We start from the raw sequence: 25583 nt of genomic DNA, 5'->3' as shown, positions 1-25583 counted from the left end.
GATCAGGCCGAAAGGGTTGCATTCTGCTCGCCGCGCTCGGCGAGGTGGATTCCGGCCAGCATGCAGCGGACCGAGCCGCCCGCGAGTTCGATCGTGGGCACCTCGATTGGCAGGAGCGGGGTCACCGCCTCGATCGCTTCGCGCTGCGCGGGCGTCAGCGAGGCGGCCGCGCGCGCCGAAATGGCGAGAAAGCGTCCGTCCCGTCCGCGAAGCTCCAGCGCGTTGCCGGCGAAGTCGGCGATCTGCGCATGGGACAGGTCCACCACGAGCCGCCCGGTTTCCTCCAGACGCTGGCGCACCTCGGCCCGGCGCGCGGGCTCCACGATCGAATCCATTCCCACCAGCGCGATCTCGGTGCCCACGCACATGATCACGTTGGTGTGGTAGATCTTCGCCCCGTTCGCGTCGGCGGCCTCGAAGAGCATGGGCTCGAAGTTGAAATGAGTGCAGAAGCGCTCCAGCGCGACCTCGTTGGTGCGGTTGGAGCGCGCCGCATAGGCGATGCGCCCGATATGGTCGAGCACCATCGCGCCGGTGCCCTCCAGAAAGACGTTGTCGGGTTCGAGGCCGGAATAGTCGATGACGTCCTGCACGCGGTAGCGGGTCTTCAGCATTTCGACGACGTCGGAGCGGCGCTCTCGTCGCCGGCTCGGATTGAACATCGGATACACCGCGACGTGGCCGCCGGCATGGGTCGAGAACCAGTTGTTGGGAAACACCGAATCGGGCGTTTCGCGCTTCTCGTCCTCGAACAGGTGGACGGTGACGCCGGCCTCGCGCAGGCGCCCGGCCATGCGCGTCACCTCGTCGAAGGCGGCCTCTGCGATCTCGCCGGCCGTTCGCAGCCCGTCCGCCGTCTGGAAGACGTTGTCGGCAGCCGTTTCGGGGTTGGGTGTGAAGTGATGAGGGCGGATCATCACGACGCCGGACGGCGCCTGAACGGCAAAACCACGCATGGACGACGATCTCGGACGGGTTGGAAGAAGGGAGAACGAGAAGGAGGATAGCCGCGCAGAATGACAGCCGAAATTGCGAACATGGGTAGGAATGCATGATAGATTGCGCAAATCGATCGATCCGACCGGATAATTTGCATGTACCAGTTCGACGAACTCGATCGACGCATGATCGAGGTCCTTAGGGGCGACGGACGGGCGCCCGTGTCCAAGCTGGCGGAGATCCTCGGCGTGACGCGGGGCACCGTGCAGGCGCGGATCGACCGGCTGACGGAGAGCGGGGCGCTTCTCGGCTTCACCGTGCGCGTGCGCCAGGACAACGAGGCGGGAGCGATTCGGGCGGTGATGATGATCGAGGTGGCCGGCAAGTCCACCACGGCGATCATCAAGCGCCTGCGCGGCATGCCGGAGCTGCATTCGCTGCATACGACCAACGGGGCGTGGGACCTGATCGCCGAGCTTCGCGCCTCCTCGCTCCACGACTTCGACCGGGTGCTGCGCGAGGTGCGCCAGATCGACGGCATCCTCAACAGCGAAACGAGCATTCTCCTCAGCTCGGTCTGAGTGCCGAACGCGAAACGGCCTCCCGGCTTCAGCTCGAAGCGCGGGAGGCCGTCGGTTCCGGTGGGCGCTGGGAGAGGGGCCGTCAGGCCTTCTGGCGGGCGATCACGCCGAGCGCGGTGGTGATGACGCGCGCGAAGAACAGGGCGCCGATCCCGTCGACGTCGCGTTCGGGCATGAACTCGACGAAGTCGATCGCCGCGATGCGACCGCGCGCGGCCGCGCCGCGCACGAGGTCGGTGATCTCGTCATAGGTGAGCCCGCCCGGCGAGCGGGCGATGACGCCGGGAACGAGCGACGGGTCGATCGCGTCGGCGTCGATGCACACGATGATGTCGCTGCCCTCGGGAATGAGGTCGAGCGCCGCCTGGACGCCGGCGCGGTGCAGCTCGCGCGCGGGCACGAAGGAAACGCCCCAGGCCAGCGCATCCTCGTAGTCCGTGGTCGCCGCCGATCCGATGCCGCGCGCGCCGACCTGCACGATGCGCTCGACGTGCGCCATTTCCGAGGCACGGCGCATGGTGGACGACAGGCCCATCGGCTCGTTCATGTGCGTCTGGCGCCAGTCGATATGGGCATCGATCTGGAGGATGGTGAACCGGCGCTCCCCGGCCGTGTCCCCGATCGCCTGCAGCATCGGGATGGGAATGGAATCGTCGCCGCCCAGAAGTACGGGAACCGCGCCGCGATCCAGGATGGTGCGCACGGCGCCGCGAATGGCATCGCGGTTGGCCGCCCCGTCGCTCTCGTCGAAGGCGAGGTCGCCGCAGTCCACCGCGCGAAGGCGCTTTTCGGGGAAGACCTGGCCGCCGCTGTCGAAGTCGTGGCGTTCCAGGTTGGCGGTGAGAGGGGCCGTCGCCTGACGAAGGGCTGCCGGCGCGTTGCGGCAATAAGGGCCGACGGATGCGTAAGGGGTCGCGCAGGGAACGCCGAGGATCGCGATCGGCGCGTCGAGCGTCGAAAGATCGGTGCAGGCGTCGAGGCCGAGAAAGGTCGAGGTCTCGCCCGCGCCGAACAGGGCGCCGAGATCGGGCTTCTGGTTCATGGAATGTCCTTCGAGCAAGGCGCGGTCAGATCCGCGCCTGGAGATAGCCGGCCCACCGGCTTTGGGCGAGCTGGAAGAGGAGCACGAGTACCAGCGTCAGCGCGAGGTAGATCCCGGCCGCCGTCACGTAGGGCTCGAACATGATGTAGGAGTTGAGGGTGATGTTGCGCGCGACGCCCGTGACCTCCAGAAGCGTCACCGTGCTGGCGAGCGAGGTCGCGTGGAGCATCATCACCGTTTCGTTGCCGTAGAGCGTCAGCGAGCGCGTCAGCATGGCCGGCAGGAGGATGCGCCGCGCCCGCGTGAAGGGCGACATGCCGTAGGCTCTCGCCGCTTCGATCTCGCCGGGCGGCAGGTGACGAAGCGCGCCCGCGAAGATTTCCGTCGTGTAGGCGCCCGTGTTGAGGACGAAGGTCAGGATGACGCAGACCAGCGGGCTCGACAACCAGGGCCACAGGACGCTGGTGCGCACGAGATCGAACTGGGCGAGGCCGTAGTAGATCAGGAACAGCTGGACGAGGAGCGGCGTGCCGCGAAACACCAGCGTATAGGCGGCGATGGCGTTGCGCAGGATCGCGTTGTGCGAGTTGCGCCCGAGAGCGAGCGGCAGCGACAGGAGAAAGGCGAGGCCGAGGGAGGCGATCGTCAGCCAGAGCGTCAGCTGCGCGCCTTCAGCGAAGAAGCCGAGATTGTCGGCGATGATGTCCCAGCTCATCGGGCCAACTCCTTGACGCCGACCTCGTAGCGCCGGGCGATCCGCGACAAGACGAGAAGCGAGACGGCGGTGACGAGGAGATAGAAGCCGGCGGCGACGAGATAGAAGGTGAAGGGCTTGGCGGTCGCTTCCGCCGCGCCCTTGGCGCGGAACATCACGTCCTGCAGGCCGAGAAGCGAGACGAGCGCCGTCGCCTTGGCCAGAACCAGCCAGTTGTTGGTGAAGCCCGGCAGCGCGAGGCGCGTCATCTGCGGCAGGAGGATGCGCCAGAAGATTCGCAACCGCCCGAGCCCGTAGGCCTCGGCCGCCTCCACCTGGCCCTTGGGAATGTTCATCAGGGCGCCGCGGAAGGTTTCGGTCATGTAGGCGCCGAAGATCAGGCCGAGCGTCACGGTTCCGGCCACGAACGGGCTGAACTCGACATAAAGGTCGTATCCCCGGTCCTGCGCCGCCTGGTTGACGAGCGCGGGCAGGGAATAGAAGACGAGCAGCATCATGACGAGGTCCGGGATGCCCCGGACCACGGTGGTGTAGAACGTGGCGCCGACGCGCAGGACGCGCGAGCGCGACAGCTTGGCGAGCGCCGCCGCCACGCCGATGAGGACGGCCAATGCCAGCGACGCGAAGGCGAGCGACAGGGTGATCCACCCTGCCGCCAGCACGGATGCGACATAGCCGCCGATCATCGCTCAGCCCTTGTTCGCGCCGAAATACTTGGCGTCGATCGCGGCCAGCTCGCCGTTCTGGCGAATGGTGGCAAGCCCAGCGTTGATCTTCTGGAGGAGGTCGGTGTTGCGCCGGTTGATGGCGATGGCGACGCCCTCGCCGAACTCCGGCGCGTCCTGGCCGGTGTATTGCGGGCCGACCAGCTCGAAGCCGCTGGCGTTGTCGCCCGTCAGGAAGCTGTGGGTGATCTGCGCCTCGTAGCTCATGTGCAGGTCGGCACGGCCGGCCGTCAGTTCCAGATAGGGCGCGCTGCCGCCGTCGTAGCGCTTGATCGTCGCCTCGGGGAAGGTCTTGGTGACGAAGGCGTCCATCGGGGTGCCGGTCTGCACCGCGATCGTCTTGCCGGCGAGGCCGCCCGGCTTGATGTCGAGACCGGCGCCCTTCTTGGCGACGAAGCGGAAGGTCGGGTGCGAGTAGATGTCGGAGAAGGCCATGATCTTGCGGCGCGCGTCGGTGACGGTGAGCTGCGAGATCAGGGCGTCGTACTTGCCGGCCGTCAGCCCCGGGATCATGCCGTCCCAGGCGGCGGCGATGATGTTGCAGTCGAGCTCGGCCGCCTTGCACACGGCTTCCATCAGCTCGACGTCGTAGCCGACGAGCTTGCCGTCGGCATCCACCGACTCGAAGGGCGGGAAGGTCGCGTCCGTCGCGACCGTGACCTGTTCGGCCCGGGCGGCGCCCGAAAGGGCCATCGCCAGAAGGGTGCCGAGAACGATACCACGCAGTTCCATATGCCGTCTCCGATTGGGTTTTGAACGAACGCATTCCATCCGGCCCCGCGAGAAGGGCACCGGGATCTCTCGGGCGGTCCGGCGCCGGGCCGGCTCGGCCGTCAGGCCTGAAGGCGACCTGCCAGGAACTGGCGAAGCCGCGGGCTTTGCGGGGCGTCGAAGAGGGCCTCTGGCGGTCCTTCCTCCTCGACGCGGCCCTCGTGCAGGAACATCACCTTGGAGGACAGGTGGCGCGCGAAGCCCATCTCGTGGGTCACCACGACCATGGTGCGGCCTTCCTCGGCCAGGCTCTGCATGACGCGCAGCACTTCGCCGACCAGCTCGGGATCGAGCGCGGAGGTCGGCTCGTCGAACAGCATCACGTCCGGCTCCATGGTCAGGGCGCGAGCGATGGCGACACGCTGCTGCTGGCCGCCGGACAGCTGGGAGGGGTAGCGATCGAACGTCTCGGGCTTCAGCCCGACCTTGGCAAGGTTGCTCTTCGCGCGCTCGGCGGCCTCCCGGCGGGACAGTCCGAGCACGCTGACGGGCGCCTCGGTCACGTTGTCGAGGACGCTCATATGCGACCACAGGCAGAAGTTCTGGAACACCATGGCGAGGCGCGAGCGCAGCCGCTGCAACTGGGCTGCGTTCTTCGCCCTCAAGGTGCCGTCGCGCCGATCCGGGACGAGCTCGAGCGTTTCGCCGCCCACCCGGATCGTGCCGCTGTCGGGACGCTCCAGCATGTTGATGCAGCGCAGAAACGTGCTCTTGCCCGAGCCGCTCGATCCGATGATCGAGATGACGTCCCCGGCGGCGGCCTCGAGGCCGACGCCCTTGAGGACCTCGGTGGCCCCGAAGCGTTTGTGGATGCCGGATATCTGAAGCTTGTGCATGGTGCGCTCGAAGAACGGGAACGAGGTCAGGCCGGCGGCGGCACGATGGTCCACAGCGTGACGCAGGGCTCGCTCGTGGACGGATTGCGCCAGGTGTGGGGGATCTTCGGATCGAAGCTGAGCGTGTCCCCGGACGTCATGTGGTAGTCCTCGCCGCCGACCGATATGTCGAGTTCGCCGCTGATGACGTGGACGAGGTCGAGATCGGCGCGGATGGCGTAGGCTTCCGGTCCCGAGCCGCCGCCCGGTGCGATGACCGAATGCAGCGCCATCATGTGTTCGTTGCCGACACCGCCGACGATGCGCTCGCGCATTCCGACCCCGCCGAGATTGATCGGGGCGCCTTCGCCCGCCTTCACGAAGCTCGTCGCCGGCGGATCGAAGATCGCGCCCGGCTTGACGTCGATCGCATCGCAGATGCGCAGGAGAGTGGCGATCGACGCTTGAACGAGGTCGCGCTCGAAGCGGCTGAGAAACGACTTGCTGACGCCGGCCTTGTTCGCCACGACGTCGATCGAGATGTTGCGCTGTTGGCGGAACGCGCGCAGCCGGGCTCCGACGTTGAAACCGTTCGGAGAACCCGAGACCGGTTCGATCTCGGCGTCCGGCAGTTCTGTGTCGGTGGTCGGTGCCTGATTCATCGGCTGGCCCGGAAGTTGCTCTACAGGCAACTTTTCACCAAACCATTGCCTTTTCAAGTCCGTATATTAAGCAAATACGGGGTCGGATAGGTTGCTTATTAGGCAACGAGACCGCCCCGGGTTCTTGCTGCGCGCTTCGATGCCGAAACGTCGCATCCTCAGTAAGGGTGTCGGCGAGGCGCTCAACCTGTGTGTTTGCCCTGATGCGGCAACGAGGGCGTGCCCGGAGCCAGCCGGAGAACCGCGGCGCCCGCGGCCATGCTGAGAAGCGATCCCATGAGAACGCCGACCTTGACCTCGGCTTCGAGATCGGGCCGTTCGGCAAAGGCGAGGAGGCCGATGAACAGGCTCATCGTGAAGCCGACGCCGCATAGGAGCGCCACCCCGTAGACCTGCGTCCAGGACGCATGCGCCGGACGAGGAGCCAGTCCCGACTTCACGCTCAGCCACACGGTCGCGAAGACGCCCATCTGCTTGCCCAGAAAGAGGCCGAGCGCGACGCCGAGCGTGACGGGGGCGAAAAGCATCGACCCCGTGAAGCCGGCCAGCGACACCCCCGCGTTGGCGAAGCCGAAGAGGGGAACGACGAGATAGGCCGACCAGGGCAGGATCGCATGTTCCATCCGGTGCAGCGGCGAGGCGCGAACATCGGGCCGGCCAGGGCTTTCGCGCAAGGGGATGGTGAGGGCCAGGACGACGCCGGCGATCGTCGCATGGACGCCCGAGCCCAGAACCAGGGCCCACAGGACGACGCCCAGGATCGCGTAGGGCGCGAGCGAGCGGACGCCGATCCGGTTGAGGCCGGCGAGAGCCGCCGCCGCGAGGGCCGCTCCGGCCAGCATCGGCCACGACAGTTCGGCCGTGTAGAACAGGGCGATCACGAGAACCGCGCCGAGATCGTCGAGGATGGCGAGCGCGGCCAGGAACACTTTCAGCGAAACGGGAACGCGCGGGCCGACGAGCGCCAGGACCCCCAGCGCGAAGGCGATGTCGGTGGCGGCCGGAATGGCCCAGCCCCGGAGCGTGTCGGGCGAGGACGCGTTGACGACGAGGTAGACGAGGGCCGGCATCGCCATGCCGCCGAGCGCCGCCATGCCGGGAAGGATGCGGTCGGGCCAGGTCCGCAACTGGCCGTCCAGAAGCTCTCGCTTGATCTCCAGCCCGACCACGACGAAGAACAGGACCATCAGCCCGTCGTTGATCCAGTGGAGGACGCTCAAGGGGCCGAGATGGGCGCCGAGGATCGCGAAATAGGCCGGCCCGGCGGGCGAATTGGCGACCAGAAGCGCCAGCGCGGCACAGGCCATCAGGACGAGCCCGCCCCCGGTCTCCCCACCAAGCACGGCACGAAGAGCGGAAAACGGACGGCGGGTCTGGAACGAGGGCAAGGGCACGGATCTCCGCCGCTGGCGGCCCGACCAACGCGACGTTCACCTGCCGATCCACGATGAACCCGCACCCGAGACCGGTATCGCATCGCCGGCCAGGCGTTGCAACAGGTGGGCCGGCTCAGATCTCCGCTGCGATCGCTTGGAGCATTCGTTTGTCGGGTTCGAACTCGAGCGCCCGCTCGGCTCGTTCCAGCGCCTGGCCCGAATGTCGACGCGCCGCCGCCGAAAAACCGGGATGGTCGATGCGCGACAGCGTCCGCAGCGCCTTTTGCAAGCGGGTGCCGACTTCGACGACGCTCGCCCCGTCCCGCCCGATCGCCAGAAAGGCATCGTCGAAGAGGTCGTCGACACGAAGCGGCGGCACGAAGACGTTGTCGATCGTGTCGTCGTCGGCCTCGGCCGGCTCGGCCCAGGCGGCCAGGACGCGCAGGAGGCGTCCGATCACATCCACCGCCGTACCCAGATCGTTGGTGGCGGGCGAAAGCGCGCGGCTGGCGACCTCGGTGAGGACACAGATGCCGAAGCGTGGATCCTGGTCGAAGGAGCGCCGGTCGCCGATGGTGAAGCAGTCACACAGTGCCGTGGCGTCGAGCTCGCCACCGGACACGGCCGCGATCGCTTCCGTGGGGTCTGTCAGTTCGCCGGGAAGCCGGCGAACGTAGATCACCGCATGCGCCTTCGCCGCCAAGGCGGACAGGGCTTCCACGTCCACATGCTGCACGTAGCCGATGGACGCGGCCATGACCGGCCGGGCGGCTGCCGGAATGTCTCCTTTCCGATCCCACAAGGGTCGACAGCCCAGATGCGGATTGCGACGGCGATCGCGGATGGCCCGGATCGCGGCTTCCTCGACACGCTGCGTGGTCTCGGTAACGCGCCCCAGCCGCGACAGATGGTCGATCCAGCGCAGAAGCGTGACCACGATGAAGCCGATGACCAGAATGGTGACGCCGAAGAGGATGACGCGGCCCCGCTCGCCGTAGGCTCCGGTGGACAGCGCGATGATGCCGACCAGGCTGAACAGGAACGAGCCGATGAAGGTCGACAGGACGTTCTGAGTGGTGGCGTCCTCCATGATCAGGACGTTGGCGCGCGGCGTCACGTTCGAGGTCGCCGCCGAATAGGCCGAGACCATGGTGGACAGCGAGAAGGTCGTCACCGTCAGCATGGACGAGGCGAGGATCGCGAGGATGTTGTCGACCGCGTCCGATCCGATCTTGGCGGACAGATCGAGCGGGATGAAGGGGCTCGCCCAGGCGCCCAGAAGAGCGGTCGCGATCGCCAGAAGCGAAAACAGCCCGGCCCGGAACCAGATGCGCCGTGTGACCTGGCGCAGAAGCCATTGCCAGCGCCCGGTCATGGCTTGCGCCCTTCCTCAACCGCTCGCCTCTGCCGCAGGACATCGGCCACGAAGTTGCGCGACAGGCTGTGATAGAGCGGCGCGCCCGACACGAGGCGGGCGGTTCCGAAGCCGAGGATCGAGGCGAGCATGATGGGCACGACGCTCGCCCGGTTGCCGGTCATCTCAAGGATGATGACGAAGGCGGTCATCGGCGCCTGGACGACGCCCGCGAAATAGCCTGCCATACCCAGCGTCGCCGCCAGCCCCGAGCCGGCGCCCAGCACCAGCCCGATCGTCGAGCCGAGCCCCGCCCCCACCGCCAGCGACGGCGCGAAGATGCCGCCCGGAATGCCCGACACCATGGAGGCCAGCCCGGCCGCGAACTTCTGCGCGAAGAAGAACGGGGGCAGGGGGGTGCCCTCGATCGCCGAGCGGGCCTCCTCGTAGCCGGTGCCGTAGGTGGTGCCGCCCGACACGAGGCCGACCAGGGCGACCGCGAGACCGCAGGCGGCGGCAAAGCCGACGATCCTGGGCATCGAACCGCGGGTCCAGCGACGCACCCGGCGCAGGAGAGCGAGCGCTCCAGCGCTGAACAAGGCGCCGAGCGCGCCGCCGAGGACGCCGCAGGCGACGACCAGCCCCCAATCGCCGGCGGTGGCGACCAGCGCCTCGCTGCGGCCGAAATAGGTGTAGTTGCCGGTCAGCCCGAGCGAGGCGAGCCCGGCCAGCACCACGGCCGAGATGACGAGGCCGTTGGTGCGCGCTTCGTAGGCCCGCCCCATTTCCTCGATCGCGAACACGATGCCGGCGAGCGGCGTGTTGAACGCCGCGGCGATCCCGGCCGCCGATCCCGCCAGGATGAGGCCGCGCGCGTGCGCCATGCCGCCGAACCGCCCCGCCGCCAGCATGATCGCCGCGCCCACTTGGACGGTCGGCCCTTCGCGCCCGATGGAGGCGCCCGACAGGAGGCCGAGAACGGTGAGCAGGATCTTGCCCGCGGCGATGCGCAGCGACAGGAGGAGGCCGCGTTCGCCGTCGCTTTCGAGATGGCGGGCGGCAATCGCCTGCGGGATGCCGCTTCCGCCCGAATGGGGAAAGAAGCGCAGGGCGAGGTAGCTCGACAGCGCGAAGCCGAGCGGCGGCACGAGGATCGCCGCCACGGGGCCGGCGGACGACGACGCGCGCAGGGCGGCAAACACCTTCTGAGCCTCGTCCGCGAGCTCGGCGAACGCCACGCTCACCAGCCCGACCGCGAGCGCACCCAGCCAGAACACGAGACGGGGCCGCCAGAGCCGGGGCGACATCCAGACCGCGCGCGAGCGTCGCACCATCGGGGCGCGGCGCAGGCGCGCGCGGGTCCGGGCAATGTTGGGCTGTGGCATGAACGACGACCGTGGCTGGTGATCCGTGGCCGTGATGACGGTGCGGGGACCACATGTCGAGACCCAACGCTCGTTCCGGGCGGTCGATGGACCCCTTGCGATCGCGAAGGTGCCGGGGACAGTGTCGCGGCCGAGCCTAACTCGCTTCGCGTCCGTCCTTGCGCCCTTCTTCGCCGTTCCGTGCCCTCGATGGGCCCGGTCCTATCGCCAGAACAGGCAGGTCGGGCGGCCGTCGATGCGCTGCACGGGGAAGGGGACGCCGTAGATCGTCTCCAGAACCTCGGTGCGCACGATCTCGTCCGGCGTGCCCTGGCATGAGACGCGCCCGCCGCGCATGGCCACGATATGGTCGGAATGCCAGGCGGCGAAGTTGATGTCGTGGAGCACCACCACCACGGTGCGGCCGAGTTCGTCGGCCGCGCGGCGCAGGAGCCGCATCATGGCCGCCGCGTGCGGCATGTCGAGATTGTTGAGCGGCTCGTCGAGGAGCAGGGTGTCGGTGTTCTGGCACAGGACCATGGCGACGAAGGCCCGCTGGCGCTGGCCGCCGGAGAGTTCGTCCAGGAAACGGTCCGCCAGATCCGCGAGGTTCAGGTAGGCAAGCGCGCGCGACACGTGTTCCGCATCGCCTGGCCCCGGTCGTCCGCGCGAATGGGGATAGCGACCGAAGGCGACGAGGTCGCGCACCGTCAGGCGCGCGGTCATGGGATTGTCCTGGCGCAGCACCGCGAGCCGGCGCGCCAGAACCGGCCCGGCGGTGGTCGTGACGTCGAGCCCGCCGACGCGGATCCGGCCGGCGTCCAGCCCGACAAGGCGCGCGATCAGCGACAGGAGCGTCGACTTGCCGGCGCCGTTCGGGCCGATGATCGAGGTGAGCCCGCGCGACGGAAGGGTGAGCGTCACGTCGTCCACCACCAGCGTGCCGCCGTAGCGCTTGGTGGCACCCTGAATTTCGATCATCGGGCCGCTCCGCGCGTGACGAGGACGATGAAGACGATGCCGCCCAGGAACTCGACGATCACCGACAGGGCCGTGTCGAAGGCGAAGACGCGCTCCAGGACGGTCTGCCCCCCGACCAGCGCGATCACGCCGAGCAGGACGGCCGCCGGAAGAACGTCGGCATGGCGGCTGCGGCCGACGAGGGCGTGCGCGAGGCTGGTGACCAGGAGGCCGAAGAAGGTGATCGGCCCGACCAGCGCGGTGGACACGGCGACCAGCACCGACACGGCGGCCAGGATGGCGAGGACGGTGGGCGCGTAGTCGACCCCGAGGTTGATCGCATGGGCGCGGCCGAGCGCCAGGACATCGAGGGCCGGGCCGAGGCGCCACAGCACAAGCGTGACCACCCCCGCCAGGGCGTAGGACAGGCCGAGAAGGGTGGTGTCGACGGTCCCGAAGCTCGCGAACAGGGTGTCCTGGAGAACCTGGAAGCTGTTGGGGTCGAGCAGGCGCTGGAGAAAGGTCGAGGCCGAGCGGAACAGGATGCCGAACACGATGCCGACCAGGACGAGAAGATGCAGGCTGCGCTCTTCGCCCAGAAACAGCCATCGGAACAGAACGGCGGAGAAGCCGACCATCAGCAGGGTTTCGCCGATGAACCGGAGATGCGGGTCGGCGAGAGCCAGGAGGTGGGCGCCGAGAAAGAAGGCGATCGCCGTCTGCATCAGAACGTAGAGCGCATCGAAACCCATGATCGCGGGCGTCAGGATGCGGTTGCGCGTGACGGTCTGGAACAGGACCGTGGACACGGCGATGCAATAGGCCACGAGGACGAGCGCCAGGAGGCGCCGGCCGCGAAAGGCGAGAACGAAGCCCCAGGAGCCGCGCGCGCCGACGAGGAGGAAGGCAAGGGCCGACACGAGGGCGAGGGCGGCGAGGATGCCGAGCACCACGGCCGCGCGTGAAGCGCGAGGGCGCTTCGAGGCAAGGTCCGGGGGCGCGGTGGTGGACCCCTCAGCCGGCATGTCGTCTCGTGCGCAGGACAAGGTGGAGGAAGGCGAGGCTGCCCAAGACACCCATCACGACCCCGATGGGGATCTCGTAGGGGTAGCGCAGGACGCGCCCGAGAATGTCGCAGGCGAGCACCAGTGCCACGCCGCCCACCGCTACGAAGGGAACGGTGCGTCGCATGTTGTCGCCCACCGCGAGGCTCACGAGGTTGGGCACCACGAGGCCTAAAAACGGGATCGCCCCGACCGACACGAGGCAGACGGCCGCGATCACTGAGACGAGCGCGAGGCCGAGCGTCATCGAAGCCTCGTAGTTGGAGCCGAGATTGACGGCGACGTCGCGGCCCATGCCCGCCACCGTGAACCGGTCCGCCGCCCAATAGGCCAGAAGCGTGGCGCCGAGCCCCAGCCAGAGCAGCTCGTAGCGCCCCCGCACGACACCGGAGAAGTCGCCCGTGGTCCAGGCCAGGAGCGAGGGAAGGAGATGGAAGCGATAGGCGAGAAACGTCGCCAGCGCGCCGATCACACCGCCGAGCATGAGCCCGACGAGCGGCACCAGCATCGCATCGCGCAGCGGCACGAAACGCAGGATGCGCAGGAACAGCACCGTGCCGGCGAGCGCGAACAGGGCCGAGATCGCCATCTTGCCCATCAGCGGCCAGCCGGGCACGAGGAGCGTGGCCACCAGGAAGCCCAGCGAGGCGGCCTCCGTCGTGCCGGTCGTGGAGGGCTCGACGAAGCGGTTGCGCACGATCATCTGCATGACGAGGCCGGCGATCGCGAGGGAGGAGCCGGCAAGGAGGATCGCGAGCGTGCGCGGAATGCGGCTGGCGACGAGCACTTGAAGAGCCCGGTCCTCGCTCGACGCGCCGAACAGGGCGCCGGGCGAAACGTCGCTGACGCCCACGAAGAGGCTGAGCGTGGCCAGCATCGCCGTCGCCAGGATCGCGAGGGGAAGGGCGGCCGGCATCGATCTCGGCCCGGTCGGCGCCGCGCTCAAGCCGCGCCGCGATATCCCGCGATGACTTGATCGAGCAGCAGCATCAGGCCGGTAACGCCATGCATGGTGACATAGGCGGCGGCGGGATCGAGATAAACGATCTGGTTTCTTTGCCAGAAGGTGGTGCGGCGGATCAGCTCGTTGTCGAGCGTGGCGCGCGCCGCGCCCGCATGACCGATCCCCGCGTCTCGATCCACCACGAAGAGCCAGTCCGGGTTGGTTTCCAGAAGGTACTCGGCCGAAACCGCGTCGCCGCCGTGGTTGGCGTCATCGACGGTGCCGAACACCGAAGGGATCCCCAGCGCATCGTAGATCCAGGCGACGCGCGAACCGGGACCGTAGACGCCCAGCCGGCCGCCGTTGGTCACGACCACGAGGCCCGTGCCCTTGCCGCGCGCCGCCTCGCGCGCTTCCGCGACCTTGGCGTCGAGGGCGGCCGCGAGCTCGCCTGCGCGCGCCTCGCGCCCGAACAGCGAGCCGTACTTGGCGAGGTTTTCCTTCACGCCGCTTACGATATCGGCGTTGTCGATCGTCGCGTCGATCGTGGGCGCGAGTTGCGACAGGGTCGGATAAGCGGTGCGCGAGCGGCTGGCGACGATCACGAGATCGGGTTCGGCGGCTGCGATACCCTCGATATCGGGCTCCTGGAGCGAGCCGACGCGCGGCGCGTCGGCGGGCACGAGGTCGGCGAGATAGGGCGGAAGGGCGGAGCCGGGGACGCCCGCGACCGGAACGCCCAGCGCCTGGAGATTGTCGAAGGCCGCCCAGTCGGTGACGACGACGCGCTCCGGCACGGTGTCGATCCGGGTCTCGCCCTGGGCATGATGCACCATCACCGGTTCGGCGGCGGCGGGCGACGCCAGAAGGGCGAAAAGACCGAGGGCGGCGCTGAGGCGGGTCTTGGACATGCTCGGTCTCCGGGGGGAGAGTTGCGGATCTGACGTGTGGTTTCCAATACCGGACGGCTATTGTCCAGTTTTCTGCCGGAGATTTTTTCGACCCATGTCCCGTGTCGATCGCATAGCTGGAAGCCCTCGGAACCCCCGAATTTGACGATATCGTGATTTGCTGTGGCGAATATGCAAATATGATCAAATAACTCATATTCTGGAATCGTTCTTCGTTGAGGCCGGGCGGTGTCTTTTCGTAAGCCGGGAACACAACCTCGGCGCGGAAAGGCCGCGCGATTTCGGAGACCCGTCATGCGACCGCGCGCCGTCACCCTGTTCCGCTCCGCCATGCTCGGGGTGTCGTTCGTCGCTCTCGCGCAGGCTTCGGCATCGGCGCAGGACGCACGCCGCGCCGCTTCGGACACGGCAGGCCGGGCGGGCGCGCCGATTGTCGCCTCCGGCGCCGAGATCACGCTCGACACGGTCGTGGTCGAAGGAGCGGGTGGGCAGGCACCCGAAACCGGAACCGTCGGGCAGCCGCCCGCTCCTTACGCCGGGGGGCAGGTCGCCACCGGGGCTCGCCTTGGCGCGCTCGGCAACCGGTCGATCCTCGAGACACCTTTCAACGTCACGAGCTTCACCGAGAAGCTGATCCGCGACCAGCAGGCCCGCACGATCGCCGACGTCGTTCTGAACGATCCGTCCGTGCGCAACGACGCGCCCGCCTTCTCCGAGCGCGACTCGTTCTTCATCCGCGGCTTCTCGGTGGTGAACCTCGACACCGCCTATGACGGGCTGTTCTACATCGCCAACCCGCGCCGCCACTTCCTGGAGGGGATCGAGCGCGTCGAGGTGTTGAAGGGGCCGACCGCGCTCCTGAACGGGGGCACCGGCCGCGTCGGGGGGACGATCAACCTCGTGCCGAAGCGCGCCACGGACGCGCCGATCACCCGGTTGACCACGACCTTTCTCGGCGACTCCCAGATCTGGCCGCACTTCGACATCGGGCGCCGCTACGGGCCGTCCGGCGAATGGGGCGTCCGCGTCAACGGCTCCTATCGCGAGGGCGAAACGGCGCTGGATCGCAACGAGAACGAGGTCGTGGTCGGCGCGCTCGGGCTCGACTACCGGGGCGAGCGCGTGCGCGCCTCGATCGACCTCAACCACCAGGACCAGAAGATCCAGGCGCCGGTTTCCCTGTTCAACGCCGCAGCGCCCGGCACCCCGATCCCGCGCGCACCGGACGGGCGCACCAACACGGCGAACGGTTTCGAGTTCATCGACACCAGCTACAACATGGCGACCGGCCGCATCGAGTTCGACATCCTCGACGACACGACGATCTACGCGGCGGGCGGCGCCAGCCGATACCGCGAGGACTTCCTGACCGGATCCTACACGATCGGCTCGCCGCAGATCCGCAACGCCGGAATCGGCGACGCGCTGGTCGCCCTCGGCTTCAACCCGCAGGAGATCGAGGGCCGCTCCGGCGAGGTGGGCGTGCGGACCCGCTTCGATACGGGGCCGGTCGGCCACCAGCTCAACGTCTCGGCCTCAAGCGCGCGCAACGCCAACAATCGCGGCGAGTTCAACCCGGCCCGGCTCGGCTTCCCGACCTACGTCACCAACATCTACAACCCCGTCCCGTTCGGCGGCACGCCGCCCGACCTGTCCCGCCTGCCGCGCGCCAGCGACCTCATTCCCTTCGCCGACATCCTGGCCAACAGCCTTTCGGTGTCCGACACCCTGTCCTTCGCGCAGGATCGCTTCCAACTGACGCTTGGCGGGCGCTACCAGGAAATCCGCTCGCGCGGCTTCAACACGCGTCCCGGCATCCCGAGCGCGCCGGTCGGCGAACGCAACTACTTCTACGAAGACAGCGAGGTGACCCCCGCGATCGCCGCCGTGGTGCGCCTCACCGATCATCTCTCGGTCTACGGCAACTATATCGAGGCCCTGACCGAGGGGCCGACCGCACCCTCGACCGCCCTCAACGCCAACGAAATCTTCGCGCCCTTCGTGAGCGAGCAAAGGGAAGTCGGCGTCAAGTACGATGCCGGCTTCTTCGGCGTCACCGCCTCGCTCTTCCAGATCGAGCAACCGAGCGGCTTCACCAATCCGGCGACGCGCCTGTTCGGCGTGGACGGCCTCCAGACCAACCGCGGGGCCGAGTTCACCGTGTTCGGCGAGATCACCGAGGGCCTGCGCCTGCTCGGCGGCGTCACCCTGATCGACGCCCAACTCGAACGCACGGCGGGCGGCACCTTCGACGGCAACTCGGTGCCGGGCGTGCCGAAGGTCGCCTTCAACCTCTACGGGGAATACGACGTGACGTGGCTCGCCTCCGGGCTGACCCTCGCGGGCCGCGTGCTGCATACCGGCTCCACGCGCTACGACCAGGCCAACCGGCAGCGCGTGGACGACTGGACGCGCGTCGATCTGGGCGCGCGCTACGGCTTCGTCGGACCCTACGAAAAGCCGGTCGAGGTCAAGTTCAACGTCGAGAACGTCTTCAACGAGAACTACTGGGCATCCTCGGCGCGCGGCTTCCTGGCGTCGGGCGCGCCCCGCACGTTCCTCGCGTCGGCCTCGATCGAATTCTGAGCGAAGGCGACGTTCGGCGGAACGGCGCCGAGAGGCCTTCGCAGACCGGCAGGTTTCAAGGCGACAGGTCGCCGGCGCCGGTCTCGATATGGGGGGCCCAGAAGCGGATCGATTCGGCGATCTCGGCGATCACGTCGCGATCGCTCGGCTCGCGTTCCTTGAACGACAGTTCGAGGCAGATCTCGTTGTTCTCGGCGCCGCCCTCGGCCAGCGCGGCCAGGAGTGGCTCCGGCTGCACCCGGCCGGCGGCGTTGTGCGCGGTCGTGAAGGGGCGGTGGCCGCTCTTGTCCATCTTGGACTGCTTGATGTGGATGATCGGCGAAACGCGCGGCACCGCGCGGGCCCAGGCATAGGGATCGGTGTCGTCCGGGTCGGGGCTGGTGACGTCGCCGTGATCGATGTCGGCCATCATCCACATCGGCAGCGCCATATCGGCCGCCGTCAGCCGGTCCTGGAGCGCGAGGGCCGAGGCGATCGTCTCGCCGAACTCGCGGCCGACGCTCATCGGCTCCCAGAAGACGTAGGCGAGGCCAGCCGCCTTCGCATGCTCGGCCACCTCGGCCCAGCAGTCGATCGCGATCGCGACGAGCGCCTCGCGGCGCCCGGCGTCGTCGAAGTCGCGATAGGTGGAGATGGCGAACTGCGTGCCGACCGAGGTGCCGCCGAGATCGCCCACGATGTCGGCGAAGGTCTTGAACCAGTCGACGTAGTAGCGCCGCACGTCGCGGTCGGGATGGCCGAAATGGTTGAGCCGGCCGTAGGGGCCGGTCATGCCGCTCGTCACCCGCACGCCGGTGCGACGGAGGGCGGTCTCCATCTGCCGGGTGAGGCGGCGAACCACGGGGGCCGGCCAGGACGGATTGACGAACTCGTGCGTCAGCTGGAGGTCGCGGATGCGAAGATCGCGCGCCACGGTCTCGACGAGGTCGTCCGGGTCGGCGAAGCGGTTCACCAGCGGATTGGTGTTGAGCGAGAGCGTCAGGGGCATCGGGTCTTCCTTCAGGCGGCGCGGCGGAGCGCGGCGCTCTCGAACCATTCGGCGAACTCGGCGCGCTCGGACGGGGTCATGTGCAGCCCCTCCTTGGTGCGGCGCCAAAGGATGTCCGCCGGCCGCTCGGCCCATTCGTGGGCGACGAGATAGCGCACCTCCGCCTCGAACAGGCGACGGCCGAAGCGTCGGCCGAGTTCCTCGACCGACGTGGCGGAGCCGACGATCGCCTGCATTCGCGTGCCGTAGAGCCGTCCGAAGCGGTGGATCGTTTCGCGGCTCATCCAGGGATAGGCCGTGCGCATGTCCTCGCAGAACCCGATGAAGTCGGCGTCCGCGATATCGCCGCCCGGTAACGTCGCGTTTCCGGTCCAGGCCGGACCCATCGCGGGGAAGAATTTGCCGATCCGCTCGATCGCGTGCTCGGCGAGTTCGCGGAACGTCGTGATCTTGCCGCCGTAGATGCTCAGCATCGGCGCGCCGCCGTCCTCGTCGAGGTCGAACGAGTAGTCGCGCGTCACCGCCGAAGGGTTGCCCTTGCCGTCGTCGAAGAGCGGGCGCACGCCCGAGAAGGTCTCCAGGACGTCCTCGCGCCGCAGCTTCTCCTTGAAGTAGCGATTCACGGCGGCCAGGAGATAGGCGATCTCGCTTTCGTCCGCCTTCACCTCCTCGGCGCGTCCCTCGTAGGCGATGTCGGTGGTGCCGATCAGCGCCTTGTCGCCCTCGTAGGGGTTGATGAAGATGACGCGCTTGTCGGTGTTCTGGACGAGATAGGCGTGCTCGCCGCGCCAGAACTTCGGCACGATGATGTGGCTGCCCTTCACGAGGCGCACGTTGCGGCGCGAGTTGCGGCCCGCCACGCGCCCGACCATGTCGTTGACCCAGGGGCCCGCCGCGTTGACGATGCAGCGCGCATCGAGGCGGCGCGTTTCGCCGGTCGCCTCGTCGCGCAATTCCACGGCCCAGGCGTCGCCCTCGCGCCGGGCCGAGGTGCAGGCGGTGCGCGTCAGTACCTCGGCGCCCCGCTCGGCCGCGTCCACCGCGTTCAGCGTGACGAGCCGGGCGTCGTCCACCCAGCAGTCGGAATATTCGAAGCCTCGCGGATACTTGTCGAGGATCGGCGCCCCTTCCGGATCGCGCAGCATGTCGAGCGTGCGCGTGCCCGGCAGCTTCTTGCGGCCGCCAAGGTGATCGTAGAGGAAAAGGCCGAGCCGAACGAGCCAGGCCGGCCGGTCCTCCGGCGAATGGGGCAGGACGAAGCGCATCGGCCAGATGATGTGGCTGGCCGAGCGGAGCAGCACCTCGCGCTCGATCAGCGCCTCGCGCACCAGGCGGAACTCGTAGTATTCGAGATAGCGCAGGCCGCCATGCACCAGCTTGCCCGAGCGCGAGGACGTGCCCTCGGCCAGATCGTCCTTTTCGCAAAGGACGACCGACAGGCCCCGTCCCGCCGCATCGCGCGCGATGCCGACGCCGTTGATGCCGCCGCCGACCACCAGCACGTCGACCGTCTTCGTCTCGCTCATCGCATCAGTTCCTTGTTTCCCGAGCCGGCGGCGATCGCCAGTTCGGCGGGCTCGGCGCCCGCGTCGAGGCGCGCGTCGCGCGAGCGCAGCGTCGCCATGTGTTTCCAGACCGGCGCGAGGCCTTGGCGCGCCGTCCGGTAGCCCTCGAAGGCGGCGGCATAGCGCGCGGCGAGCGGTGCGTCGGGCGCTTCCGCATCGCCCAGAAGCGGCGTCACCCAGGTTTCGATGCAGGCTTCCATCGAGGGGAAGACCTTAAGCGCGACGGCGGCCATCATCGCCGCGCCGGCCGCGCCCGCTTCCTCGCGCGCCGAGGCGCGAACGCTCGCCCCCGTCGTGGCCGCCAGAACCGAGCGTAGCGCCCGCGAGCGGGCGGCGCCCCCGGTGAGGCGCAGCTCGCGCGGCATGTCGCCCATCGCGGCGTAGCAGTCGCGCGCGGCCATCGCGATGCCCTCGACGACCGCCCGCACGAGGTCGGGATAGCGGTGGCCGCTCGACAGGCCGACGAAGCCGGCCCGCGCGTCCGGATCGATGAAGGGTCCGCGCTCGCCGGCCGAGATATAGGGATGGTAGAGGATCGCGCCGGGCTCGGAGCGCGCGAGCCAGCCTTCGATCCGCCCCACCAGATCGGACTTCGATGGCCGATCGCCGAACTCGGACAGGAGATCGGAGGCTAGCCCCAGCACCCAGTCGATGTTGAGCGTCGCGGCCATGTTGGTCTGGACCTGCGTGACGACGCCGGGGATCGGCAGGGCGATGACGTAGCCGGTCCCTTGCGCGTTCAGGACCACGTCCTCCGATCGCACCGCGCGCATGTGGACGCCGGTGGAGCCGACCGTGGAGCAGGCGACGCCGGGTGAGCTGTCATGGACGCCGGCGCCGAGCGCCGTCATCACCATGTCGACATAGCCGAGCGAAACAGGGGTGCCCTGAAGAAGGCCCGTCGCCTCCGCCGCCTCGCGCGTCAGCGGGTGCGTCGCCGTCGTCCCGTCGAGAATCGGCGGCAGGAGGTGTCGATGCGCGGCAAGGCCCAGCGCCTCGATCACCGTGTCGTCGTAGGCGCGGTCGCGGAAGTTGCCGAAGGTGAAGCTCGCCTCGGACGGGTCGCTCGCGCGAACGCCGGTGAGGCACAGATGCAGCCAGTCCTTGCAGTGAAGGGCGACCTCGGCCTGGCCGACGAGTTCGGGACAGGCGGCCGCCATATGCGCGAGTTGCGCGCCCTGCTGGCAGGTGTTGAGCCCGGTGCCGGTGCGCTCGAAGCGCGTGCGCTCGAGCGCACCCTCCCACAGGCGCCGCACGGTCGGGGCCGAGCGGGCGTCGAGCCAGAGCCAGGCATCGCCCACCGGACGGTTGCCGGCTCCCACCAGCCACGTTCCGTCGCCCTGGCCGGTGACGGCGACGGCGGCCGTGCGCCGGGCGAGGCCGTCGATCATCTGGCCGAGCTCGCGCAGCGCCCTTGCGCAGTCGGCCCAGGTGCGCTCCATCGACTGGACGGCCGCACCGTCCGGCTCCTCGCGATAGGTGTTGACCACCGCCGCCGCGCCGAGCTGGCGGCCGGCGAGATCGAAGGCCACGGCCTTGATCACCGACGTGCCGGCATCGATCCCGATTAGGATGTCCGCGCCCTCACGCATCAAGGCGGCTCCGGGCCTCCGGTGCGCCTGCCGCACGCGCGATCTCCTGCCTTCCCATGGTCCGCTCCCTCATTCCCGGCCCTTCATGAGCGCGCGCGCGGTGCGCTCGTCGGTGATCAGCCCCGTCAGGACGCCGCTGCGCAGAACGGCGCGGATCGCCGCCACCTTGCCGGGCCCGCCGGCGATCGCCACCGCCCGGCGGCCGCGAATGTCGTCGAGCGCGGGCGAGACCGTGCGCCCGCTCAAGGGCGTCTCGACCGGCACGCCGTCCTCGTCGAGGAAGTGGCCGAGCATCTCGCCGACGCCGCCGCCCCGGCGCACCTCCTCGATCTCGGCGGGCAGGATCATGCCGGAGCCGACGAGCTGCGCGTCCACCTCCGCCGTGCCGATGCCCATCAGCATCAGGTCGGCGCGGCAGGCGAGGGCGAAGATCTCGTCGACGCCGCGCTGCGACACGAGGACGTCCCGGTCGGCCGGAGAATTGGCGACGAAGGGGATCGGCATGACATAGGCGAGCGCGCCGGTGCGCTCGGCCAGCCGGTGGATGACGTCGTGCGGGTTGGCCGCGAAGTTGCGCGTCAGGCCCCCCATCAACGAGACGAAGCGCATGGCGCCCGAGCCCGTCGGCGTCATCGCGGTGACGGCGGCCGCGAGCGTGCGCCCGAAGCCGATGCCGAGCACGCCGCCGCTCCCCGCCTCGATCTCTCGTTCCAGGAAGTTCGCCCCGGCCCCGCCGAGCGCGCGCAGCGGCAGGCCGTCCTCCTCGTGGAGGTCGGGCACGACCTCGCAATGGGCGAGCCCGAACCCGTCGCGGATCGCGTCTTCCAAGGCGACGCATTCGGCCACGCCCCCCACCACCGACACCTTCACCGCGCCGTTCTGGTAGGCCCAGGCGATCAGGCGATGCGCCTTGGTGGAGGACACGCCGAGCTTCTGCGCGACTTCGCCCTGCGTCATTCCCGCCGCGTAGTGGAGCCAGGCCGCGCGGATGGCGAGGCTTTCGTCGGCATCGCGCTTGTTCGACGTGCGCACCGGCCCTCCCTGGCTCGTCGCCTGCACTGCAAAATTTTTCAGTATGAGAAAACTATTGCATTCTTCGATCGAGTGTCAATAATTTCGCTCGTGCCGAGGGGTCGCAGACGAGCGATCCCCGCTTCCGGAGATGGAGCCCCGGAAGCGCGACGGCACCGGGAGGATGGATGCATGCGACAGGCAACGGGATGCCCGCTTCGGCGGCCGATCGAGCATCGGCGGATGCCGCCGCGCGCCGTCCTTGCGGGCGCGTGGCCCGCCGCCCGGCCGTCCCAGACGAGGAGCGTTCGATGACCCTTCAGGCTGAACCGGCGCCGCGCCGCCCGTCGCGATCGCGCGGAGCCATGATCGCCGCCGTGCTGGCGGTCATGCTGGTGGCAGCCATGGCCTTCGACACGCGCATCGTCACCATCGGCGGCGAGCACGACATGCAGGCTGCGGCGTTCTCGCCGGAAACCTACGGCACCAAAGCCTTTCCCGAAATCCGCACGAGCGTGGAAAGTCGCGCGGTCGAGGCCGCGCAGCTGTCGGGCGAACTGGCGGCCGACAAGACGGCGGCGACGCAGAAATACGGCATCGCCGGCGGCACCGGACCGGTCTTCCCCGTCAAGTTCACGGGAACGGTCGGCGAGGGCAAGTCGGGCCTCTACAAGGTGGCGGTCCCCGGCATGCCCCCGGAAACCACCGTGCGCGTCCAGACCGGCCCCGCCATCAACGGCACGGAGCTGCGCGATGCGACCGGCACGATCGTCTTCGGCCAGTTCAAGAACCAGATCGAGTACCAGAACGCGGGCGCGGCCATCAACGACCAGATGAAGAAGGACGTTCTGGCCGGAATCGACAGCGCTACGCTTTCGGGAAAGACGATCGACGTCACCGGCGTCTTCCGCCTCGTCAACCCGAAGAGCTGGCTGGTGACGCCGGTCGCCGTGAGCGTTCGATGACGGCGACGCCCGAAAGCTCGGCGGGCGAGGTCGTCCTGTCGGCGCGCGACGTCGCCAAGTCCTACGGCAACGTCCATGCGCTGAAGGGCGTCAATTTCGATGTCCGCAAGGGGCAGGTGACGACGCTGTTCGGCGAAAACGGAGCGGGCAAGTCGACGCTGATGAAGATCCTGTCGGGCGTGGTGCGCCCGACCTCCGGCGAGATCGTCCTCCAGGGCGAGCCCGTCGTCTTCTCCTCCTCCACCGATGCGCGCGACCGGGGCGGCATCTCGATCATCCACCAGGAACTGTCGCTGGCGCCCAATCTTTCGGTGCGCGACAACATCTTCATGGGCCGCGAGATCGTCGGCCCGGCCGGCGTGGTGGATTTTGCCGAGGAGGAGCGGATCACCCGCCTCCTCCTGGAGGAACTCGAGGAGGACATCGACCCCCTCACCCCGGTCGAGGATCTTCGCCTCGGCCAGCAGCAGATCGTCGAGATCGCGCGCGCCCTGTCGGTGAAGTCGCGCATCCTGATCATGGACGAGCCGACCTCGGCGCTGAGCGCGAGCGAGGTCGAGGTCCTGTTCAAGGTGATCCGCGATCTGAAGAGCCGCGGCGTTTCCATCGTCTACATCTCGCACCATCTCGAGGAAGCGCTGGAGATCACCGACCATGCCGTGGTGCTGCGCGACGGCGCGATGACCGCCACCGCACCGCGCGCGGCGATCGACCTGGAATGGATCGTGCGCAACATGGTGGGCGAGAACTACGATCTCGGCTCGCCCCCTTCCGGCTACGAGTTCGGAGCGGTCGCGCTGCGGATCGAGGCTTTGAGCGTTCCCGACGCCGCGCGGGCCGATCGCTCCGTGGTGGACGGCTTTTCGCTCGACGTGCGAGCGGGCGAGATCGTCTGCATCTACGGGCTGATGGGCGCGGGGCGCACCGAGATGATGGAAACCGTGGCCGGGCGGCTGCGGCCGAGCGGCGGGCGCGTGCTCCTCGAAGGCGAGGACCTGTCGGGCCTGTCCATCGCCCAGCGCATCGCGCGCGGTCTCGTTCTCGTGCCCGAAGACCGCCAGCGCGACGGCCTCGTCCAGACCATGAGCGTCGGCGAGAACCTGTCGCTCGCTTCTATAGGCTCCTTCACGCGCGGGCTCTTCACCTCGAAGCGCCGCGAGCGGGAGATCGTCGCCGGCTCGATCCGCGACGTCCACATCAAGACCGACGGGGGCGGGGCGCCGATCGGCTCGCTGTCGGGCGGCAACCAGCAGAAGGTCGTGATCGGCAAGATGCTGGCGACCGACCCCCGGGTCGTGCTTCTCGACGAGCCGAGCCGGGGCATCGACATCGGCGCCAAGTCCGAGGTCTTCAAGCTGCTCGCCGAGGGCGCCCGCAAGGGGCTCGCCGTCGTCTACTCGACCTCCGAGGTCGGCGAGTGCCTCGCCGTCGCCCACCGCATCGTCGTCATGCATCGCGGCCGGATCTCGGCCGAGTTCGGCGCCGACGCCACCAAGGAAGAGATCATGGCCGCCTCGGGCGAAGCCGTGGCGCACGGAACCGGAGTTTCGTCATGAGCACCACCAACACCCTCAAGGCGTCCGGCAGCGGGTTCGATCTCGGCCGCGTCCTCCTGGAGGGACGCGCCTTCTTCGCGCTGATCGCGATCGTGGCGATCTTCTCCTCGCTCTCGCCTTACTACTTCTCGACCGCCAACTTCCTGACCATGGCCTCGCACGTGGCCATCTTCGGCCTTCTGGCGATCGGCATGCTGCTGGTGATCCTGACCGGGGGTATCGACCTGTCGGTCGGCTCGACGCTCGGCCTTTGCGGTGTGATCGCCGGCGCCTTGATGCAGGGCGTGACGCTGGAGCCCCTCGGGGTCATCCTCTACCCGCCGGTCTGGGTGGTCGTGGTGCTCACCTGCGCCGTGGGCGCGCTCGTCGGCCTCACCAACGGCATCCTGATCGCCTTCTTCAAGGTGCCGGCCTTCGTGGCGACGCTCGGCCTTCTCTACGTGGCGCGCGGCATCGCGCTCCTGATGACCAACGGGCTAACCTTCAACAATCTCGGCGGCCGCCCCGAACTCGGCAACACGGGCTTCGACTGGCTCGGCTTCAACCGCGTCGCGAACGTGCCGATCGGCGTCCTGATCCTGGCCGCGGTGGCGATCCTCGCCAGCATCCTTCTCAGCCGCACGGCCTTCGGCCGCTGGGTCTATTCCACCGGCGGCAACGGGCGCGCGGCCGAGCTGTCGGGCGTGCCGGTCAAGCGGGTGACCATCCTGGTCTATGTCCTGTCGGGCGTGTGCGCGGCCATCGCCGGCCTCGTCCTGTCCTCGCAGCTGACCTCGGCGGGCCCGACCGCCGGCACGACCTACGAGCTGACGGCGATCGCGGCCGTGGTGATCGGCGGCGCGGCGCTGACCGGCGGGCGCGGCAACATCCGCGGCACCATGCTTGGCGCCTTCGTGATCGGCTTCCTCGCCGACGGCCTCGTGATCATCGGCGTGTCGGCCTATTGGCAGACCGTCTTCACCGGCGCGGTGATCGTCTTCGCCGTCCTCCTGAACTCCATCCAGTACGGCCGTCGCGGGCCGAGGCCCGCCAAGGCGGCCGCCACCTCTTCGCCATCGAAGGCATGACGCCTCCACGACGGCAAGCATCGCCGGAAAC

23 protein-coding genes are annotated in these 25583 nt (G+C 68.6%); 5 read left to right on the top strand and 18 right to left on the bottom strand.

Features of this window, described 5'->3' with window-relative positions:
- Positions 1–2: 2 nt before the first annotated feature.
- Complete coding sequence (locus H7A85_RS13235; RefSeq protein ID WP_182086421.1) at positions 3–956, bottom strand: arginine deiminase-related protein; 954 nt, start codon at positions 954–956, stop codon at positions 3–5.
- 138 nt (positions 957–1094) lie between these two features.
- Here H7A85_RS13235 and H7A85_RS13230 point away from each other — a divergent pair, with 138 nt between their 5' ends.
- Entirely contained in the window at positions 1095–1520 is a 426-nt protein-coding gene (locus H7A85_RS13230) for an Lrp/AsnC family transcriptional regulator (RefSeq protein WP_182086420.1), read from the top strand.
- 82 nt (positions 1521–1602) lie between these two features.
- Here H7A85_RS13230 and H7A85_RS13225 read toward each other — a convergent pair whose 3' ends face one another.
- From H7A85_RS13225 to H7A85_RS13165, 13 genes are all read right to left on the bottom strand, one after another.
- Positions 1603–2562, bottom strand: coding sequence for an arginase family protein (locus tag H7A85_RS13225; protein ID WP_182086419.1), 960 nt, complete (start codon positions 2560–2562; stop codon positions 1603–1605).
- A gap of 25 nt (positions 2563–2587) precedes the next feature.
- Complete coding sequence (locus tag H7A85_RS13220) at positions 2588–3277, bottom strand: ABC transporter permease subunit (protein ID WP_182086418.1); 690 nt, start codon at positions 3275–3277, stop codon at positions 2588–2590.
- Positions 3274–3963 (bottom strand): ABC transporter permease subunit, encoded by a 690-nt coding sequence (locus tag H7A85_RS13215; RefSeq protein ID WP_182086417.1) that lies wholly within the window; start codon positions 3961–3963, stop codon positions 3274–3276. Before H7A85_RS13215 ends, H7A85_RS13220 begins: the two co-directional genes overlap by 4 nt.
- Before the next feature lie 3 nt (positions 3964–3966).
- Positions 3967–4734: a transporter substrate-binding domain-containing protein gene (locus H7A85_RS13210; protein WP_182086416.1), complete on the bottom strand. Its 768-nt coding sequence runs from the start codon at positions 4732–4734 to the stop codon at positions 3967–3969.
- A gap of 101 nt (positions 4735–4835) precedes the next feature.
- Entirely contained in the window at positions 4836–5609 is a 774-nt protein-coding gene (locus H7A85_RS13205; protein ID WP_182086591.1) for an ATP-binding cassette domain-containing protein, read from the bottom strand.
- Between the two features lie 26 nt (positions 5610–5635).
- Positions 5636–6250 (bottom strand): XRE family transcriptional regulator, encoded by a 615-nt coding sequence (locus H7A85_RS13200; protein WP_182086415.1) that lies wholly within the window; start codon positions 6248–6250, stop codon positions 5636–5638.
- Positions 6251–6432: 182 nt separating this feature from the next.
- A complete protein-coding gene (gene nhaA / locus H7A85_RS13195; protein ID WP_182086414.1) occupies positions 6433–7638 on the bottom strand; it encodes a Na+/H+ antiporter NhaA in 1206 nt (401 codons plus the stop codon).
- 121 nt (positions 7639–7759) lie between these two features.
- The gene (locus H7A85_RS13190) at positions 7760–9001 is read right to left on the bottom strand and encodes a DUF2254 domain-containing protein (protein WP_182086413.1); all 1242 of its coding nucleotides are present in this window, start codon (positions 8999–9001) and stop codon (positions 7760–7762) included.
- The gene (locus tag H7A85_RS13185) at positions 8998–10365 is read right to left on the bottom strand and encodes a chloride channel protein (protein ID WP_182086412.1); all 1368 of its coding nucleotides are present in this window, start codon (positions 10363–10365) and stop codon (positions 8998–9000) included. The genes H7A85_RS13190 and H7A85_RS13185 overlap by 4 nt, the downstream gene beginning before the upstream one ends.
- A 201-nt stretch (positions 10366–10566) precedes the next feature.
- Positions 10567–11325 carry an ATP-binding cassette domain-containing protein gene (locus H7A85_RS13180; protein ID WP_182086411.1) on the bottom strand — a complete coding sequence of 253 codons (759 nt, stop codon included), beginning with the start codon at positions 11323–11325 and terminating at the stop codon, positions 10567–10569.
- Positions 11322–12329, bottom strand: a complete 1008-nt coding sequence (locus H7A85_RS13175) for an iron chelate uptake ABC transporter family permease subunit (RefSeq protein ID WP_182086410.1) — start codon at positions 12327–12329, stop codon at positions 11322–11324. Before H7A85_RS13175 ends, H7A85_RS13180 begins: the two co-directional genes overlap by 4 nt.
- The gene (locus H7A85_RS13170; protein WP_182086409.1) at positions 12319–13284 is read right to left on the bottom strand and encodes an ABC transporter permease; all 966 of its coding nucleotides are present in this window, start codon (positions 13282–13284) and stop codon (positions 12319–12321) included. Before H7A85_RS13170 ends, H7A85_RS13175 begins: the two co-directional genes overlap by 11 nt.
- A 26-nt stretch (positions 13285–13310) precedes the next feature.
- On the bottom strand, positions 13311–14222 hold the full coding sequence (locus H7A85_RS13165; RefSeq protein ID WP_182086408.1) for a siderophore ABC transporter substrate-binding protein: 912 nt from the start codon (positions 14220–14222) through the stop codon (positions 13311–13313).
- Positions 14223–14516: 294 nt separating this feature from the next.
- Between H7A85_RS13165 and H7A85_RS13160 the strand changes: the two genes are divergently transcribed.
- Positions 14517–16808, top strand: coding sequence for a TonB-dependent siderophore receptor (locus H7A85_RS13160; RefSeq protein ID WP_182086407.1), 2292 nt, complete (start codon positions 14517–14519; stop codon positions 16806–16808).
- A 55-nt stretch (positions 16809–16863) separates the two neighbouring features.
- On the opposite strand, the gene H7A85_RS13155 is transcribed toward H7A85_RS13160, so the two are convergent.
- The 4 genes from H7A85_RS13155 to H7A85_RS13140 form a co-directional block, all read right to left on the bottom strand.
- Positions 16864–17796: a TIM barrel protein gene (locus H7A85_RS13155; RefSeq protein ID WP_182086406.1), complete on the bottom strand. Its 933-nt coding sequence runs from the start codon at positions 17794–17796 to the stop codon at positions 16864–16866.
- Positions 17797–17807: 11 nt separating this feature from the next.
- Positions 17808–19322 carry a glycerol-3-phosphate dehydrogenase gene (locus tag H7A85_RS13150; RefSeq protein WP_182086405.1) on the bottom strand — a complete coding sequence of 505 codons (1515 nt, stop codon included), beginning with the start codon at positions 19320–19322 and terminating at the stop codon, positions 17808–17810.
- Positions 19319–20953 (bottom strand): FGGY-family carbohydrate kinase, encoded by a 1635-nt coding sequence (locus tag H7A85_RS13145; RefSeq protein WP_182086404.1) that lies wholly within the window; start codon positions 20951–20953, stop codon positions 19319–19321. Before H7A85_RS13145 ends, H7A85_RS13150 begins: the two co-directional genes overlap by 4 nt.
- 69 nt (positions 20954–21022) lie before the next feature.
- A complete protein-coding gene (locus H7A85_RS13140; protein WP_182086590.1) occupies positions 21023–21910 on the bottom strand; it encodes a sugar-binding transcriptional regulator in 888 nt (295 codons plus the stop codon).
- Between the two features lie 365 nt (positions 21911–22275).
- Between H7A85_RS13140 and H7A85_RS13135 the strand changes: the two genes are divergently transcribed.
- Genes H7A85_RS13135 through H7A85_RS13125 form a run of 3 tightly spaced genes read left to right on the top strand, consistent with a single transcriptional unit; the run spans position 22276 to position 25552 of the window.
- Positions 22276–22929 carry a DUF2291 domain-containing protein gene (locus H7A85_RS13135; RefSeq protein WP_244631183.1) on the top strand — a complete coding sequence of 218 codons (654 nt, stop codon included), beginning with the start codon at positions 22276–22278 and terminating at the stop codon, positions 22927–22929.
- Entirely contained in the window at positions 22926–24485 is a 1560-nt protein-coding gene (locus H7A85_RS13130; RefSeq protein WP_182086403.1) for a sugar ABC transporter ATP-binding protein, read from the top strand. The genes H7A85_RS13135 and H7A85_RS13130 overlap by 4 nt, the downstream gene beginning before the upstream one ends.
- Complete coding sequence (locus H7A85_RS13125; RefSeq protein WP_182086402.1) at positions 24482–25552, top strand: ABC transporter permease; 1071 nt, start codon at positions 24482–24484, stop codon at positions 25550–25552. The genes H7A85_RS13130 and H7A85_RS13125 overlap by 4 nt, the downstream gene beginning before the upstream one ends.
- Positions 25553–25583: the final 31 nt, after the last annotated feature.

This window comes from Aureimonas sp. ME7, from assembly GCF_903970965.1.
In the GTDB taxonomy this organism is placed as follows: domain Bacteria; phylum Pseudomonadota; class Alphaproteobacteria; order Rhizobiales; family Rhizobiaceae; genus Aureimonas.
This window is presented reverse-complemented; position numbering and strand designations above follow the sequence as displayed.

What these genes read in the sequence shown, in the direction of transcription:
- H7A85_RS13235 (WP_182086421.1), bottom strand. Translation starts at nt 956, where the DNA reads ATGCGTGGTTTTGCCGTTCAGGCGCCGTCCGGCGTCGTGATGATCCGC.
- H7A85_RS13230 (WP_182086420.1), top strand. Translation starts at nt 1,095, where the DNA reads ATGTACCAGTTCGACGAACTCGATCGACGCATGATCGAGGTCCTTAGG.
- H7A85_RS13225 (WP_182086419.1), bottom strand. Translation starts at nt 2,562, where the DNA reads ATGAACCAGAAGCCCGATCTCGGCGCCCTGTTCGGCGCGGGCGAGACC.
- H7A85_RS13220 (WP_182086418.1), bottom strand. Translation starts at nt 3,277, where the DNA reads ATGAGCTGGGACATCATCGCCGACAATCTCGGCTTCTTCGCTGAAGGC.
- H7A85_RS13215 (WP_182086417.1), bottom strand. Translation starts at nt 3,963, where the DNA reads ATGATCGGCGGCTATGTCGCATCCGTGCTGGCGGCAGGGTGGATCACC.
- H7A85_RS13210 (WP_182086416.1), bottom strand. Translation starts at nt 4,734, where the DNA reads ATGGAACTGCGTGGTATCGTTCTCGGCACCCTTCTGGCGATGGCCCTT.
- H7A85_RS13205 (WP_182086591.1), bottom strand. Translation starts at nt 5,609, where the DNA reads ATGCACAAGCTTCAGATATCCGGCATCCACAAACGCTTCGGGGCCACC.
- H7A85_RS13200 (WP_182086415.1), bottom strand. Translation starts at nt 6,250, where the DNA reads ATGAATCAGGCACCGACCACCGACACAGAACTGCCGGACGCCGAGATC.
- H7A85_RS13190 (WP_182086413.1), bottom strand. Translation starts at nt 9,001, where the DNA reads ATGACCGGGCGCTGGCAATGGCTTCTGCGCCAGGTCACACGGCGCATC.
- H7A85_RS13185 (WP_182086412.1), bottom strand. Translation starts at nt 10,365, where the DNA reads ATGCCACAGCCCAACATTGCCCGGACCCGCGCGCGCCTGCGCCGCGCC.
- H7A85_RS13180 (WP_182086411.1), bottom strand. Translation starts at nt 11,325, where the DNA reads ATGATCGAAATTCAGGGTGCCACCAAGCGCTACGGCGGCACGCTGGTG.
- H7A85_RS13175 (WP_182086410.1), bottom strand. Translation starts at nt 12,329, where the DNA reads ATGCCGGCTGAGGGGTCCACCACCGCGCCCCCGGACCTTGCCTCGAAG.
- H7A85_RS13170 (WP_182086409.1), bottom strand. Translation starts at nt 13,284, where the DNA reads ATGCCGGCCGCCCTTCCCCTCGCGATCCTGGCGACGGCGATGCTGGCC.
- H7A85_RS13165 (WP_182086408.1), bottom strand. Translation starts at nt 14,222, where the DNA reads ATGTCCAAGACCCGCCTCAGCGCCGCCCTCGGTCTTTTCGCCCTTCTG.
- H7A85_RS13160 (WP_182086407.1), top strand. Translation starts at nt 14,517, where the DNA reads ATGCGACCGCGCGCCGTCACCCTGTTCCGCTCCGCCATGCTCGGGGTG.
- H7A85_RS13155 (WP_182086406.1), bottom strand. Translation starts at nt 17,796, where the DNA reads ATGCCCCTGACGCTCTCGCTCAACACCAATCCGCTGGTGAACCGCTTC.
- H7A85_RS13150 (WP_182086405.1), bottom strand. Translation starts at nt 19,322, where the DNA reads ATGAGCGAGACGAAGACGGTCGACGTGCTGGTGGTCGGCGGCGGCATC.
- H7A85_RS13145 (WP_182086404.1), bottom strand. Translation starts at nt 20,953, where the DNA reads ATGCGTGAGGGCGCGGACATCCTAATCGGGATCGATGCCGGCACGTCG.
- H7A85_RS13140 (WP_182086590.1), bottom strand. Translation starts at nt 21,910, where the DNA reads ATGACGCAGGGCGAAGTCGCGCAGAAGCTCGGCGTGTCCTCCACCAAG.
- H7A85_RS13135 (WP_244631183.1), top strand. Translation starts at nt 22,276, where the DNA reads ATGACCCTTCAGGCTGAACCGGCGCCGCGCCGCCCGTCGCGATCGCGC.
- H7A85_RS13130 (WP_182086403.1), top strand. Translation starts at nt 22,926, where the DNA reads ATGACGGCGACGCCCGAAAGCTCGGCGGGCGAGGTCGTCCTGTCGGCG.
- H7A85_RS13125 (WP_182086402.1), top strand. Translation starts at nt 24,482, where the DNA reads ATGAGCACCACCAACACCCTCAAGGCGTCCGGCAGCGGGTTCGATCTC.